This is a genomic window from Pseudochrobactrum saccharolyticum (assembly GCF_008801715.1).
GTDB classification, from domain to species: Bacteria; Pseudomonadota; Alphaproteobacteria; order Rhizobiales; family Rhizobiaceae; genus Pseudochrobactrum; species Pseudochrobactrum saccharolyticum.
On the sequence record NZ_VZPG01000002.1, the window covers coordinates 389,784 to 406,088 of the forward strand.

General features: G+C 50.4%; 10 protein-coding genes and 1 tRNA gene. 6 read left to right on the forward strand and 5 right to left on the reverse strand.

Going from position 1 to position 16,305, the window contains the following annotated elements; all coding sequences use genetic code 11:
* Positions 1–141 precede the first annotated feature (141 nt).
* On the forward strand, positions 142–1,491 hold the full coding sequence (locus F7P81_RS08405; RefSeq protein WP_170265232.1) for a S8 family serine peptidase: 1,350 nt from the start codon (positions 142–144) through the stop codon (positions 1,489–1,491).
* 118 nt (positions 1,492–1,609) lie between these two features.
* On the opposite strand, the gene F7P81_RS08410 is transcribed toward F7P81_RS08405, so the two are convergent.
* Both F7P81_RS08410 and F7P81_RS08415 read right to left on the reverse strand, forming a co-directional pair.
* Entirely contained in the window at positions 1,610–2,794 is a 1,185-nt protein-coding gene (locus F7P81_RS08410; RefSeq protein ID WP_151159185.1) for a glycerate kinase family protein, read from the reverse strand.
* A 144-nt stretch (positions 2,795–2,938) separates the two neighbouring features.
* The gene (locus tag F7P81_RS08415) at positions 2,939–4,429 is read right to left on the reverse strand and encodes an SLC13 family permease (protein WP_246176071.1); all 1,491 of its coding nucleotides are present in this window, start codon (positions 4,427–4,429) and stop codon (positions 2,939–2,941) included.
* A gap of 368 nt (positions 4,430–4,797) precedes the next feature.
* On the opposite strand from F7P81_RS08415, the gene F7P81_RS08420 reads away from it, so the two are divergent.
* A tRNA-Arg gene (locus F7P81_RS08420) sits at positions 4,798–4,874 on the forward strand.
* A gap of 357 nt (positions 4,875–5,231) precedes the next feature.
* On the opposite strand, the gene F7P81_RS08425 is transcribed toward F7P81_RS08420, so the two are convergent.
* Together F7P81_RS08425 and mprF are read right to left on the reverse strand one after the other, a co-directional pair.
* Positions 5,232–6,626: a virulence factor family protein gene (locus tag F7P81_RS08425; protein ID WP_151159186.1), complete on the reverse strand. Its 1,395-nt coding sequence runs from the start codon at positions 6,624–6,626 to the stop codon at positions 5,232–5,234.
* Positions 6,623–9,268, reverse strand: coding sequence for a bifunctional lysylphosphatidylglycerol flippase/synthetase MprF (gene mprF / locus F7P81_RS08430; protein ID WP_151159187.1), 2,646 nt, complete (start codon positions 9,266–9,268; stop codon positions 6,623–6,625). The genes F7P81_RS08425 and mprF overlap by 4 nt, the downstream gene beginning before the upstream one ends.
* A 509-nt stretch (positions 9,269–9,777) precedes the next feature.
* Between mprF and F7P81_RS08435 the strand changes: the two genes are divergently transcribed.
* Both F7P81_RS08435 and F7P81_RS08440 read left to right on the forward strand, forming a co-directional pair.
* Entirely contained in the window at positions 9,778–10,827 is a 1,050-nt protein-coding gene (locus F7P81_RS08435; protein ID WP_075655216.1) for an LLM class flavin-dependent oxidoreductase, read from the forward strand.
* Positions 10,828–10,868: 41 nt separating this feature from the next.
* Entirely contained in the window at positions 10,869–11,519 is a 651-nt protein-coding gene (locus F7P81_RS08440; RefSeq protein ID WP_210307601.1) for a histidine phosphatase family protein, read from the forward strand.
* Between the two features lie 312 nt (positions 11,520–11,831).
* On the opposite strand, the gene F7P81_RS08450 is transcribed toward F7P81_RS08440, so the two are convergent.
* Positions 11,832–12,956: a vWA domain-containing protein gene (locus tag F7P81_RS08450; RefSeq protein ID WP_151159189.1), complete on the reverse strand. Its 1,125-nt coding sequence runs from the start codon at positions 12,954–12,956 to the stop codon at positions 11,832–11,834.
* A 219-nt stretch (positions 12,957–13,175) separates the two neighbouring features.
* On the opposite strand from F7P81_RS08450, the gene F7P81_RS08455 reads away from it, so the two are divergent.
* Together F7P81_RS08455 and F7P81_RS08460 are read left to right on the forward strand one after the other, a co-directional pair.
* Positions 13,176–14,465, forward strand: a complete 1,290-nt coding sequence (locus F7P81_RS08455; protein WP_151159190.1) for an HdeD family acid-resistance protein — start codon at positions 13,176–13,178, stop codon at positions 14,463–14,465.
* 173 nt (positions 14,466–14,638) lie between these two features.
* Positions 14,639–16,303, forward strand: coding sequence for a phosphoethanolamine transferase (locus F7P81_RS08460; RefSeq protein WP_151159191.1), 1,665 nt, complete (start codon positions 14,639–14,641; stop codon positions 16,301–16,303).
* The last annotated feature ends 2 nt before the right edge of the window (positions 16,304–16,305 follow it).

Consider the following 16,305-nt stretch of genomic DNA (forward strand, 5'->3'; position numbering starts at 1 on the left):
GCAATCTTACGATAAAGCCCATCAACAGAAAACTGGAACAGATCAATGTTAAATTGTCTATACAGGCATACCGGCAGGCTTCTCCGCTCTGCCAGTCTTTTATTTGTTGCGACGGGTATTGTAACAACCGCTCCGTCGCTAATGCTTTCCGCTGAGTTCTCTGTCGTCAGTGCCGCTTATGCAGATGATGATGACGGCGATGATGGTGGCAGTGATGATGACGGAGGATCCGGTAATAGCGGGCGTTCCGGCAGTGACGGCGGCAAACGCTTTCGCGGGCCGCAGACGCTGATGGACTATCTGGACAATCGCCGCCAGATACAGGCGCCCAGAACCCGCAGCACAGCAAAGAAACGTCAACAGGCAGCACCTGTTTACGAGCCCCGCAGGCTTGTGGCACTCGGTCTCAGCGATGAGAATATTGCACAATTGCAGCAACAGGGTTTCTCTGTGGCTGACAGAGTGGAAATGCGCCTGACAGGAGCACAGCTCACACGCCTGCAAATACCGGCAAAAATGTCATTGCAAACTGCACGCCAGCGCGTATCCGCGCTCGTGCCGGATGCGGTGGTTGATTTCAACCATTATTACCAGCCGGAACAGACAAGTGCTCCGGAAACAGAAACAAAACCGGCACCCGCAGCCTGCAACGGCACAGACTGCCCCCTGATGCGTGATCTGATCGGTTGGAATGAGCCGAAAGCCGGTGCCGCAACCTGCACCATACTGCCAAAGATCGGCCTGATTGATACGGCAGTTAATCCGGATCATGAATCCCTCAAACAGGCACGTATGGAAATCATCCGCCTCAGCGATGATGAGCTGCCGCAATCAGGCACACAGCATGGTACAGCCGTTGCCGCTCTGCTTGTCGGCGCAGAAAACAGCCGTGCACCGGGCTTGCTTCCGCAGGCAGAACTGATTGCAGTGGATGTGTTTCACGGCATCAAAGGCGATAATAACCGTGCCACAACCTATGACTTGATCCGCGCGATTGATCTTCTGGCGGAAAAACAGGTGCCGCTCATCAATATGAGCCTCTCAGGGCCGGATAATTTATTGCTTCAAAAGGCCGTAGAGGCGGCGGCACAGCGCAAAATTACACTGGTTGCGGCTGCAGGTAATGAAGGCCCTCATGCCAAACCGGTTTATCCTGCCGCCTATCAGAATGTGATTGCGGTCACGGCGGTTGACCGCAACGGCAATCCGTACAGACGCGCTGTGCGCGGCGAGCATATTGATCTGGCCGCACCAGGTGTCGGCGTCTGGACAGCAGCCTCCATATCCGGCGCACGGCAAAAGACCGGCACATCTTTTGCAGCACCATTTGTCACTGCCGCAGCAGCAAGGCTGAAAGCTGAAAAGCCTGATCTGGATAACCGGCAAATTGCGGAAGAGCTGAGCCGTCAGGCCAAAGATATGGGAAAACCCGGTCATGACCCTGTCTTCGGCTGGGGGCTGATTAATGCGCAGGCTCTTTGTAGCAGCTAGAGCGCCGTGCGCCCCATTGGCGCACAAAGGTCACTCTAACGCTTTAAAATTATGCTCTGATAAAAATTAAGCCCTGAAACTGATGTTTCAGGGCTTATAATTAAGGTGCTTGTTTTGTTCAGGCGGCCATCCGATGGTTCATCAACATACCGATCATCACCATACGTACGGCATCTTCCGAGGCATGTGCCAATAATTTAGGGGCGGCATCAATCGCATCTTCCAGTGAGCAGGGGCGGCTCAGGATAGATGCGAAAGCATCAATACCGTGATCGAGATTGAGGCGTACCCCCTTCCCGATTGTACCCGCCAGCGCGATCACCGGAGTACCGCGTTTTTTGGCGCGTAAGGCCACTTCTGCAGGGACTTTGCCGAATGGTGTCTGCCCGTCCAGACTGCCTTCAGCAGTAATCACCAGATCAGCATCCGTCAGATAACGGTCAAGATCGAGATATTGCATAACGATCTCATAGCGCGGATGCAGCTTGCCGCAGAGCAGACCCAGCACCGCAGCACCCAAGCCGCCGGAAGCCCCTGCTCCTTGCGCAGAACCGACATCTATACCGGTCGCCAGACCGATGTGATGCGCATAATTTTCCATAGCATGTGCCAGTATTTCCACCTGCTCCGGCGTAGCGCCTTTCTGCGGGCCAAAAACACGAGCCACGCCACGCTCTCCCAGCAACATATTATGCCAGTTCACAGCCGCATCAATCTGCACAGTTTCAAGACGCGGATCGCGATTACTGATATCAATTGCGGAAAGTTTTCCAAGAGCAGCGCCACCGGCATCAAGCACACGCCCTGCACTGTCGAGCAGTTTAATGCCGAGCGCCTGCGCCATGCCAGCACCGCCGTCATTAGTACCGCTGTCACCGCAGCCCAGCAGAATGCGCTCGGCACCGGCATCCAGTGCAGCTTTGACCAGTTCACCAACACCATAGCTGGTGGTCAGGCATGGGTTGCGCTGGTCACGGGGCACGAGGCTCAACCCTGCGGCCGAAGCCATCTCCAGAACGGCCGTGCGCTTGGCGTCACCATTGGCACCGCGCGTGCCCAGAAATCCGAAATGTGCCTGCACCGGCTGGCCGACCGGCCCCGTCACCATGACTTCATGCAATGTACCTTGCGTGGCATTAATCAGCGCTTTGGTAAAACCTTCGCCGCCGTCTGCCATCGGCGCTTTAATAATATGAGCATCCGGCACAGCCCGTCGAATGCCTTTCTCAATCGCATCTGCAGCTTCATCCGCGGACAGGCTTTCTTTGAAACCTGATGGGGCAACCAGAACAGTGATAGACATTGTGACAGTTTCCTTTGCAAATTGTGACAATTGAATTGCAAGGGAAGAACGGGGGCTGACGCAGTTTATTCCGCAGAATTTTATTTATTTTCATAAAACATAAAAAAAGCCCCGATTTTCATCGGGGCTATGTAACTCTTTGAATTATTTCAGGCTCATTCCCTGCATCGGCCATATCAGCAAGGCGAATATCATCAGCAATCCAATGAATGGCACGATCAGCCAGAGTGCCAGCCTCAGCAAATCCCGCTGGCTGAAAGGTTGCGGATCGGCTGTGCCGAACAATGTGACAGGCTTTGCGGAAACCAGCAGTGTCTGGCAAAATCCGCTGGCCAGTGTAACCACCAGAATGAGCGGCGTGACTGCAATTCCGAGACCGGCCAGCGGCAGACAAAGCGCAGGTATAAGCACAATTGCTCGGGCGGTTCGGGAATTGATGACAATATGCGCCAAGGTCGCCGTGATTGCAGCAAAACCGATAATCAGCGCCGGATAACCGGCCAGTCCGGCACCAAAAGCATTCAGCATTCGCTGTGCGATCAGTTCCGCAGTACCGGTGGTGAGCAGCGCCTCGCCGATTACCAGAGTACCGGCTAAAAACAGCAGCAGGTTCCACTCCACCAGTTTCAGTGCTTTTTTAAAGGAAACCGGTGAGAGCTTTTCAGATGTCACCAGCAATGCGGCAATCAAGGCAATCAATGGCATATCAATGCCGTGTAATGCCGTGGTAGCAAACATCACTACCGTTGCGCCGGTAATCAGCAACAGCATTTTCTGCTGGCGCGTCAGTGCTGTTTCGGCCTGCTCATCCACCCATTGCGGCAGCGATTGCTTGCGCTCTTCAGCATCCAAAAACAAGCGCAGAATAAGCTCGCAGGCAATCAGACTGATAAGCAGTGAGAACGGCGCGGCAAAAGCAATCCAGCTGAGAAAATCCATTTCACGACCACCGGTTCGGCTGATGAAATCCGCAGCTACCAGATGTGCGCCTGCGCCGGTGAGTGACGCACCGGCAGACAGCAAAATAATCGTGGGGAACAACAAGGCCAAAGCACGGGTAAAACCGGCGCTGACTGCCGAACCGGCAATTGCCACATAGACAGGTAATAAAATCGCTGCACGCGCAGAAGTGGAAGGAATGATGAAAGCCGTCATGAAGACAAATAATGTCAGCAGATAAAATAGCGACCGGACGGATTTCAGCCTTGTCAGATTACGCAGCAGCAACTTCTCAATCAGACCCGAGGCCTGCAAGACAGCAGCAAGAATGAAGGCCGCCAGCATCAGCCAGATTATGTCTTTGCCAAGCGCCGCATAGACAGCCTCATTACTCACGGTTCCGGTGACGGCCAGTGCGATTGCCCCACTGAGCGCCACCGGCGTTTCCGGCAAATCCAATATCACCCAGCACACAAGCGTGACGACGAAAACCGCAACGGACACCCGCATTGGCATGGTCAGTCCGTCAATTGCTCCAAAAATCAAAATAGCGGAAAAACCAAGGATCAGTGCCGCAATGATTTGCTTCACTTGTTTCAGCGGCATTGCAGTCACTGGCACGACAGCTTTTGATGAATTGTCAGCCAGTTTAGCCGGTGTAAGTCTTGTAATATTATGAAGTGATTGTTCTGCCATAAGTCTGAGCCCTTATATGTTTCTTGTCAGGGCTAACGGCTGAGGCATGAGATTATTCCGTTTTATTTCAAAATCGCATCGGTGCAGAATCATAAGCACCGTAAAAACACAGCAATAAGCGCGGTTTATCGGCTCCAACTATATCAAAGCCTGCCCGATCTCCACCCTTTGAGAAAAAGCAATCACTCATCTGCTCGCATAAATGCTGCACAATAAAAAAGATCCGACAGGGATAAGGCAGTGCGCTGTAAATCAATGATAGCAACCGCAAAGTTACGCACATAATCTGCAATCAATTCGGCCATACCCCATTGATACGAAAGATCGCTTGGGTTAGAACGGCTTTGCTTTATATCAAAAGCGACTGCGCACCCGTAGCTCAGCTGGATAGAGTGCTGCCCTCCGAAGGCAGAGGTCACAGGTTCGAATCCTGTCGGGTGCGCCAAAGAGCTTCATTAAATTATTGTAATTTACAAAAATAAGCGAAGTAAATTTTATACTCCCCATTAATTCCCCAATACATTTTGAATCATATAGACTTTATTGGAATATAGGTCGCAAATAATCGTTGTTGCGCCGTCTGACACCTGATGATCCTGCAGTGTGAAGGCCGTAAATAAGTCGTTTCAATCAAGTGATTGGAGATATTCAGCCGATCTGATGCATATTGGCTCAACCATAGTTGACGGGAATGAAATGGTTCCGCCTCATGAGATCAAACCATGACGCAAGCATTATGCAGGCCAGCACCCGTCCTTGGTGAGAGTTATCTAAATACAGATACTTAGCAAACCTTCTGCAATTAAAACTCTACTGCAAGTTTCTGCATTTTCTGCAACAATGTTTGGGCGAGTGCCTCATAATTCCCGTCAAAATGATGCCCGCCGCTGATTTTCATAATATCCGCACCTTTTAAAGCATCTGCAGTACAAGCCGTATCCTCTTCATCTTCACCATAGACGCAGACGACCCGATCCTGTGGTATGGAAAGAATAGCCGGCAGCGTTTTCTGTTCCCCTTCAAAACCGAGCCATCCCTGAACGGAAATCTGAAAAGATGTTGTGGTTGAGACTCCCAGTAACCCTACCATTCTGATCCGGTTTTGCAGTGCCGGATCAAGATATTTCCATGCAAAAGGGAATGTATCAGCACCGAATGAATAGCCCAGAACCGCGATAGGTAACTTTCCGCCCGGATCTGCTTTCTTCAGTAAAGCTGTTGTATCGCGCGCAATATCCTCGGGTTTACGTTCGCTCCAGAAATAACGCAGAGAATCCACACCAATCACATGCACACCCTGTGTCTGCAACCATTCCCCGATGGATTTATCAATATCGCGCCAGCCACCGTCTCCTGAATAAAAAACTGCTACATATTTTGCTTTACCGCCACGCGCAGGTAAATCAACAACCGGCATAGCTGCATTTTGAGCATCCTGCCCGGCCATTGACAGCACCTCATCAGCGGCCACGCGTAAACGCTGATCCGGATCAGGCATATTTTGCAATATCGCAATATTCTGTTCGCGTGCAGCTTCCGGCTGATTGGCTTGCAAGCCTCCCGCTGCAACAAGCAAAGCAGAAACTGGAAGTTCCTTACCATATTCATAAGTGAAACCGCCGTCCGGCGTTTTGCTGGCCTGCGCCTGTTCGGTACAGGATGGCAGACGGGTACGGGCGGGCACAGGATCAATCCCGACAGCACCGGCAATTGTAGCATCGGGTGAATCAGATGCAGCGGCGTAAGCAATCGTCGCCCCCTGCCCGATACCGGTTACAACAGGATGAAAATAAACATTCAGATCCAGCGCACGCAGAGCCTCTTTGGTGATCGCTTCAAAGTCTGAATCAAGATAATTACATTCACCATCCTCTTTATCGAGTGCTGCACGCCATTGCCGGAGATCAACCGGCAAGACAATCAGGTTGCGTACAAGCAGCGCATTGGCAAAACGGCGTTCACGATCACCGCCTCCGTTAAGATCGCTGATAATAATCGCCAGCCCTGCCGGATCGCCTTTCGGCATATAAACAGGAATCTCTGACAGCCGCTCCGCACTTACATGCGTTACCGGCTTGTCCGAAACAGTCAGACTTGCCCAGAAACGAAGCACTTTGCCCGGATGCATAGAAAAATAGATACCTGCTGCAATCAGCACCAGCAATCCGAAGAGTCCCACAAGCCGTTTTGCTTTCATTTGCGAATAAACTCCAGCGGACTGCCGTTAATCAGTTTCGTTACGTCCAAAAGTGCACGCGGCGTTTCAAATCCGCCGGGGCAAACCATGTAATGCGGTGTCCAGACAGGTTCGAATTTTTCCTTAAACGCCTTTAACCCGTCAAAATGATAAAGATCTGCGCCACGTCTGTAGACAAATGAACCAAACCGGTTCCATCGGGAAGCAAGCCTGCTGCCACTTAAGCCTGACAGGGGCGCTGCTCCGAGATTAAACCATTTATAACCCTGCTCTTTGCTGTAGATCAGCAATTTGGCAAAGAGCGCATCCATCAGTAATTTATGCGCATTCGGCATATAGCGCATCAGATCGACGGTAATTTCGTATTTGTCACCACCGCGCCATAAATTGGCAAAAGCAACGATTTCTCCTTGCTGCCGGAGCACAGCCAGATCAAACCGCTTGAGGTAATCTTCATCAAAATATCCGAGTGAAAAGCCTTTTTCACTTCCGGATTTAAACTCCAGCCAGGCATCAGAAATCTCACGCAAGCGCGGCAATAAAGGCGGTACATCTGCTGCAGAAATAACTTCAAAGACTAACCCGTCTTTACTGACTTTACGATCTGCATAGCGGAAAGGCTGACGCCGCGCGCCCTCAAGAGAGAAATCCGCCAATTCCACCCGCGCCACTTCACCCAGCTTAAGGGCTACCAATCCCATATCCAGAAACAATGGCAGACTTTGCGGCCCCACTCCGTAAAACACTGTGCGTAATGCCTGCTGATCTGCCAAAGCGTGAAATGACCATGCCAGTTCTTTTGCCGTAGAGATTTGGCCAACCGGTTCACCCAATGCAATCAGGCTGCCGCCCGACTGCGCATACATGATGAAAGCACTGTCGTCAGGTGCAAGGAGAAACTGTTTATCCCCCACCATAGCAAGAGCCGCATCCGTATGAGGACAGGCCGCAACCAAAGCAGGCACGGCTTCAGGAATGTCATGATTGGTATTTTGTCTGCGCTGGCTATGACGGTTGATTAATGTATGCAGACCAAAAGCAGCGACAACAGCGAAAACCAGTACTGTGGCACGCAAAAAACGTGGTGCATTGCTATTCCATGCAAAATCCCACCAAAGATCACTGGAATATTCGACATGGCGATACACGAAAAAACCAAGCCAGGTAGAAACCAGCAATGTTGTGCCAACAGTCACAATCCAATGCCAGCTTAACTCAAAACTACCGGTGATCGGGCGACGATAAAATGAATCGCGAAACTCCCAGAGCACGGCAGAAAAAAGACAAAGCGTAACAGCTTCTTCCCAATCCAGCCCTTTCGAAAGGGAGAAAACAGCGCCGCTTAAAAGTAACATCAATGCCGCCAGCCATGCACGCTCCAGCCGTTTTGCCAGCCCCCGCGCAACAATCAGCAAGGCAACCCCGACCAAGCTCGCGGCCAGATGAGACATTTCAACCAGAAATTCCGGCACAATGTCAGACAGCAATTCCACACGATAGCGCTTATCCGGCGTGGCTCCGGAAATCAGCAGGATAATTCCGCCCAGAAAAATAATACTGGCGCTCAGTCCCGGTATCAGCGGCTCAACCAGACGTTTGGCAAGTCGTGCCTGTTTGCCGAGCATATGCCGGCGGCGCATGATCTCCCAGAATAACAGACCGACTGCCGCGGTAACCAATGGCAAGACCGTATAGATAACGCGATAGGCAAGTAAGCCTGCAATGGCTTCCGGATTGCCGCCAAGGCCAAGACCGGCAATGATTGTTGCCTCAAAAGCACCAAGCCCGCCGGGTGCATGACTGGCAATACCCAGCACCACCGCAATTACATAAACAATCGCAAAAACCGCAAAACTTGGGACAGCGCCATCCGGCATCAGCACATAAAGCGTAGCAGCTGCGGCACCGACATCAACCAGACCGGCGAATATCTGAACCATAGCGCCTTTTGAATCCGGTAATCGCAGGCTGAAAGTGCCGATCCTGATATGGCGTTCGCTGTGTGACAGCCAGTAAATAAGCCAGCCGATGCCACCAAGAATGACAAGTCCGGCCACAATATCAATACGGCTGTCAAAAGCAGACAGCCAGGGCACGTCCTGAGGGTCAATCAACAGTGCCGCGCCAACCATGATAATCAGGGCGAACCAGATGGCAAACCACGATGTGCCAACTATTTTGCCTATATCGGCAAGGCTGATACCTTCCGCCGCATAAATACGGTAACGCAATGCGCCGCCTGTCAGCAGTGAAAAACCAAGCGCATTAGAGATTGCATAGCCTGCCGCTCCTGCAATCGCTGCAAGACGTTTTGGAATCTGCCCCGGAGCAATCGTCTCGACTGCGACCACGTCATATAGTGCAACAGCGGCATAGCTGAGCATTGTGAAAAATACGGCAAGGCTGATTGTTTGCCATGAAATCGTATGAAACGCCGCCATTGTCTGCGAACGGGACGTATTCTGCAGCATATTTTCCAATACATAGATTGCCAGCAGAACGACAACGAAACCGGCAACAGGAAAGAAAAAATGCTGATAGCGCTTTATCAGGTCAAAGCATCGGGATGACTGTGCAAGCCCTTCAGGCTGCAGTGTTGTTTCGGAATGTGCGTGTTGTTTTTTATCATTCGGAGCCGTCATTTATCGCTGCCTGCGCCATGAGAACGGGCGGATATTACGGCGCAGATTATGATAAATTTGTGGTGAAGTTTCAACGTGCGCTAAACCACGGAAAACTCTCAGAGTAAGGACGATAAAGCCAATATTCGTACTCACTCCGGCCGTGTGTATAGCTATGAAACATTTCTAATGCATTCATAGCTTCCACAAATGATATCAATTTGCTGGGGGATAAAATGCCAGCCTGCTAATTAGCGACAAGAATTACTCGAACCCCATTTCAAATAGCTGTAACAATACATGAGGTAGATCCAGCAAGAATACTATCCCTTGCAAATGCCTCTTGCCTATAATCAGGTATCAAGACATCAGGTCAAAAAATGACCAACAACGCAATGAGAGGGATTTCTCCTCACTATAGGTCACATGATGAACACAGTGTCCTATTTGCAAGCTTTGCGCCTCTTCCACCCGCATACTATATCAAGACCAATTGCTATTGAAACCGCTTGAGCGGCAGGAGTAACTCTATGAGAGCCTTTGGTTTTTTAAGTTTTGGTCACTATGTTAATGCACAGGGCTCGCAGGCGCGGACAGCCAGTGACATGCTGAAACAAGCTGTTGATATCGGCGTTGGTGCGGACGAGCTTGGTGTGAACGGCGCTTATTTCCGCGTGCATCACTTTGCCCGTCAGCAGGCATCGCCAATGCCATTGCTGGCAACGATTGCAGCGAAGACAAAACATATCGAAGTCGGTACCGGTGTTATCGATATGCGCTATGAAAACCCGCTATATCTGGCTGAAGAAGCTGCTGCTCTCGATATTCTCGCAGACGGACGTATTGCACTGGGGATCAGTCGCGGCTCACCGGAAACAGTGGTGCGCGGTTATGAAACCTTTGGCTATACCGGCTCAACTGATCCGCGCGGCGCTGATATTGCACGCACCAAATTCGATTTGTTCATGCGTTCAATTGACGGCGAACGACTGGCACCGGGCGAACGCAGCACAACCGGCGGTCAGATGATGCCGATTGAACCGCGTTCTTCTACTTTGCGCGATCATATCTGGTGGGGTTCTGCGACCCGTGAAAGTGCTGAATGGACAGGACAACAAGGCCTGAACATGATGTCATCTACTTTGTTGACGGAAGATGCGGGAATGCCTTTTGATGAGCTTCAGGCGGAGCAGATTATTCGTTTCCGCGAAGCCTATCGTGCGGCAGGTCATACCGGTGCTCCGCGCGTTTCTGTCAGTCGCAGCATCTTCCCGATTGTGAACGAACAGGATGCCGCTTATTTTGGTAATGCATCTGAAAGATATGACGGGGTTGGTATGATTGACGGTTTCCGTTCAACATTCGGCCGTACCTATGCTGCCGAACCGGACCGGCTGATTGAAGAGCTGAAGAATGATCGCGCCATTGCACTGGCTGATACTCTTATGCTGACAATTCCGAACCAGCTTGGGCCGGATTATAACCTGCATATGCTGGAATCTTTTGCCAAATATGTGGCTCCTGCCCTTGGTTGGAAACCGAACTGGGAAGGCCCTGTCACCGGCGATATAATCGGCTAAAAAACTATCCCTCAAGCCAGCGATGGTTTGAGGGATTATTTTTGAGTATTCTCATCACTGCAAAAACAAAACAGCCTTGGACTCAGGAGCAAAGCAACGTGATTTATTTAGTTCGTCACGGCCAAACGATTTTTAACGCTGCCGCACGCTGGCAGGGACAAGTCGACTCTCCTCTAACCGCGCTCGGATTACGTCAGGCTGCTGCAGCAGGTATAACTCTTCGCAAAAACATCATCTCCGATAATATTGCTCTCTTTTCCAGCCCGCTAGGCCGTGCGCATAGCACTGCAAAAATAATCGCCGAAAAACTGGGTAAACCGGATAAAATCATACTCGATCCACGCCTGATGGAAATTGGTATGGGCTCATGGGAAGGTCTTACGGATTACGAGATAGAGCAGGAATGGCCGAATGCCCGTGATGGATTGGAACGCCACGAATGGTTCTTTCACTCTCCTGATGGTGAAAGCTTTGAAGATATGTCCGCCCGCGTTCAAGACGTGCTAACCACTATTGAAGAACATCAGGCTCAGATCAAAATTATCGTTTCGCATGGTGTGACCGGCCGGATAATTCGCAGTATTTATGCCAATATCCCGAGAAATGAAGCGCTGAAACTTGAAGTCCCTCAGGATGTTCTGTTCGGATTATCCGGTGACGGGACTATTGAGCGGATTGCTTACGATATATGAGCCAGCAAACACCCTCCCGCAAACAAAACTGGTGCCTGTCTGCAATCATATCCGTGATTTTTGGCGCGCTGACGGCCTTTATATTCTATTATCTGGTCTTCTTTGGCGCGGGAAATGACGGTTATGCCATCATATATTGCGTTTTTACGGCGCCAATCGCTTTAATTTTCGGCCTGTGGGGTGTGTTTTACTGGCGCAGCAGTATCGCCGTTGCCGGCCTGCTTCTGGGGCTTTCACCGCTTATATATTTATAAAATGTCTTACAGCATGAGGCACCCTGCCCGTTATGAACAGAGTGCCAAAATCGGAGTATTATTTCAGCTGTTCAACCAGAGTTTCCTTAACAACAGTATCGAATGAATCTCCGCCACTGTCTTTGCTCAGCTCAGCTGTTTTCTTGGCTATATAATCATCACGCTTGCTGATGAGGCCCGCCATTTCCCCTTCAAGTTTCATGCGTTCCTGCGCATTGCGGTCGAGAATTGCCTGTTTCTCCTGACCGGATTTGCCGCGCATATTTTCCGGCAATTCCTCATCTTTAACAGCATCCAGTTTTTGTTTGCCGTTTTGCACATCCGCCACAAGATCGCCGCCGCCGGTTACAACCTCTTTAGCGCCGCCTTTTTTCGAGTAATAGCGTGAATTATCAACCTTTACAGCTGCAGGAGCGGCAGATTTTGCATCCATCTTGCTGAAAAGCTCAGCCTGAACTTTTGAACTGCCATAGGCAATCACGGTTTTATCAAGATTTTGCTGAACAACGATAATTTCGTTGTCAAACGGCGTTTCCATAACAGTGATATTACCGCCATCCTGCGGAATTTCTATATAACGCCCGTGCCCGAGCTGGGCAATTTCCCGCCAGACTTTGGTTGTGTCAGGATCATCACCGGCCTGAATTGTATTGACGGTGATTTTATCTTCTTTCGCACGTTTCAGAATTTGCGGATATTGCCATGTGTTTGGATAATCCATATGCGGTGGCGCATCTCCGACAAGGAAGATGATCCGTCTGGTATTGTCATTCTTTGTCCATTGCAGCTTGCGGACAGATTCATCCAGCGCTTCATTGACGGATTCGGGTGTATCGCCGCCGCCGTCTGCCTCAAGCTTAATCAGCTTGCCGTATAGTCCCTGCACATCCGCGCTCATATCATAGGATTTAACGACATATTCATCGCCCTGGTCACGATAGGCCACGAGTGCCATACGAATATCCGCATCGGGATTCACATCAATGATGGTATTGGCAATGGACCAGATCTTCTTTTTGGCACCGTCAATAAGGCCGGCCATTGAGCCGGTTGTATCGAGTACAAAAGCGACCTCAATACGTTGGTTCTGATCATTACTGGCTGCAAAAACCGGTGAAGCCAATGCAGTGACAGCAAGACCGGCAGCAAGTGTTTTTCCGAAAGCGCGCAAAGAACGAACCATTATTTTCCCCGAAGAATAAACGATGCCTATGCTTTGCGGCGGAATGAGGCATAATTGGGAGCCTGACCGGACAATATTATGACCCGCAGGTTTTTTTATTCTTTTTTGCAATATTTATTTAGCTGTCTGTACAATTTTAAATGTAATAGTAAATTCTTCGCGCTTAACTGAATAAAAGCGCCGCTATGACAATTACAAGAGAACAACCGAGATCAACGCATGATACGTATTCTGTTTCTTTTTCTGGGTCGTGAAATCATCCAGAGACATTGGAAAACACTGTTCGTCATCGGCGTTCTCTGGCTGCTTGTCGGCCTTGCTATTCTGATTGATGCACTGGACGGAGATACCCTGCTCCGCCCGTATGTTTTTGCTTATTTTCTGGTGCCGGAAGCGGCTCTCAGCCTGCTTGCCGCAGCCGGTAGCGAAGGCACAGCCAGACAGATGCGCATAGTGCAAGGGATTGCATTATTCGCTGTCGGTATTCTTATTTACACCTCCAGTGCCGCCAGCAATTTCTTTCTGGCCATGGTGTTTGGCCTGTGTTTTCTCGTTGACGGCAGTATGCGTATCGCCAGCGCGTGGGTTGTTCGCTATCCGCGCTGGAAGGCCGGTATTGCCGGTGGTGTGCTGGAACTTATTCTGGCGGTTGCAACCTTGCAGCCATGGCCGACCTGGTATGAAGGCACTGTCGGCGCCAATGTCGGCGCGGTTATCATGCTCACCAGCTTCGGTATTATCCATGTTGCGCTTCGCATTCATAGTCTTGAGGCCGGTGCGCCGCTTTCACGTCTTTTCGGTCGCAGCAGCCTGCTCTCCGCAATGACCGCGCATCATGAAACGGATGAGAAAAACCCTAAACGCGGCGAATTAATCGTTCATGTCTGGACACCAACCGGCACGGCCATGACACCGCTGCGTCAGCGCGCGATCAGCCGTTATATCGCTGCCGTTGATGCCAATGGTGTCATCTCCACCGGCCATGCGGCTCTGGAGCTGGTGCCTGATGTTTATATCAGTCACTATCCGGCGGTAGAGATTGACCGTTCTCCCAATGAGTTCAGCCGCACTTTGCGTGCCACTGCCGATAATAATATCGAAGGCAGATTTTTACCTGATTATAAATCGGAGGCCGCAGACTGGTGCGAGTCTACGGTACAGGTGGTTATCAATAATATTGATGAAGATAAGCTGCGTGCTTTCTGGAAGACCTATAAGGCCGACAACACCTATAATCTGACAAACCGCAATTGCTCCAGCGCAGTGGCTGATGCTCTGGATGCCGCATTGGAAGGTGTTTACCGGAATAAACGCTGGCCGGTCTTCTCAGCATTCCGTGCGATTGTTTATCCGGAACTCTGGGCTGCCAGCATGATGCGCAAGCGCGCAGAAACCATGGCATGGACACCGGGTCTCGTTCTTGATTATGCCCGTGCACTGAGTGCCATCGTTGACCCGAAACCCGGTTTCTGGGTGCCTAAAATATTCCTGAAAACAAGATCGGAATAAAACGCAGAAATGTATTGAATATGCACGCGCCGGAGCAAAAGCACCGGCGCGTTTTATTTTTTATATGCAGATCAGGCTTTCATATAGCGATCAGGAAAAGCCGCGTTCAGGTTCCTGTCAGGAAAACCATTCACTCGTTTGTCCAAAGTACAGAACTTCAAGGACGACGAGTCATGGCATTGAATATTCCGGCAGAGTTACGCCGCCCGCATATCGAGAGCGTAACCTTAAGCATCATCACAGCCGGCTATCTTACCGCAGTAAACAATGCAACATTCTGGCACCGCTCAGAGGAGCTGCTGCCAACCGGCGCGCTTCTGGCTCTTGTTGCGGGCATATTCTGCCTGTTAACAGCGCTTTGCATCACTGTTTCCGTGAAATATCTCACCAAACCGCTGTTTATTTTTCTCATTATGGTTTCGGCCACGGCATCATGGTTCATCGATCAGTTCGGAACCATCATTGATGTGGAGATGTTGCAAAGTGCGATCGACACAACCAATGCCGAAGCAGGACATCTCATCAGCTTCGGCTTCATACGCCATGTCGTTATATTTGGTATTCTGCCTTCCCTGCTGATTTTATGGGTAAAAATCGAGCACCGTTCCTTCCTGCAAAAAGTGAAGCAGAATTCTGCTTTTATCTTTCCTGCGCTTTTTGTTGCTGTGGCGCTCTTTATGCTGAATGCCAGCACTTTTACCTCGCTGGGGCGCGAACATAAGGAATGGATTGCAACGCTCAATCCGGTGATGCCGATTGGCAATGCTGTCAAGCTGGGCATCCGCTCCGGTAAAAATCAGAATATTATCGTGCAGCCGCTCGGTACGGATGCCAAGGTTGCAAATGCCAGCTCAGGCAACAGAAAACCTCGCCTGACGATTGTTATTGCAGGGGAAACCGCCCGTGCCGAAAGCTTCTCCCTTGGAGGCTATAAGAAAAATACCAATCCTGAACTTGCCCGTCAGGATATCACCTATTTTTCCGATACCAGCAGTTGCGGCACCATCACAGCGGTATCCTTGCCATGTATTTTCTCGGTTTACACACGCGATGAGTACACCCATGAGAAGGGTCTGGAGACGGAAAACCTGCTCGATGTGCTGAAACATGCCGGTGTGCATGTGGAGTGGTGGGATAATAATACAGGCCACAAATCTGTTGCTGATCGCGTGACAAGTGAAGCGCTGTCGACATCAGACAATCCGAAATATTGTAAAAACGGAGAATGCCTGGACGGGATTTTTCTGGATAAGCTTGATACATGGATGTCCGGCATAACACAGGACACGGTGCTGGTGATGCACCAGCTTGGCAGCCACGGTCCGGCTTATTATCTGCGTTATCCTGATGAATATCGCCGTTTTACACCGGATTGTCAGAGTGCTGAATTTTCAAAATGCAGCCGCGAAGAAATTCTCAATGCCTATGATAATAGTATCGCCTATACAGATCATATTATTTCATCGGTTATCGACCGGCTACGCGACAAGCAGGACAAGCTCGATACTTCGCTGATTTACATGTCAGACCATGGTGAATCCGTTGGTGAATTTGGCCTCTATCTCCATGGTGCACCCTATTTTGTAGCACCGTCACAGCAGACTCACGTGCCTTATGTGCTGTGGCTCGGAAAAGATGCCAAAGCCACAATCAGGCAGGATTGTCTCGCGAAAGAAGCAACCGAGCCGCAATCTCATGACAAGCTGTTCCATACAGTTCTCGGTCTGATGCAGGTGAAAACACAGGTTTATTCTCCGGCTCTGGATACACTCTCTTCATGCCGCGTGAACGGGCAGACAAATCCGCAGGTTGCTAATTCTGTGGCTGTTCGCAGATAGAA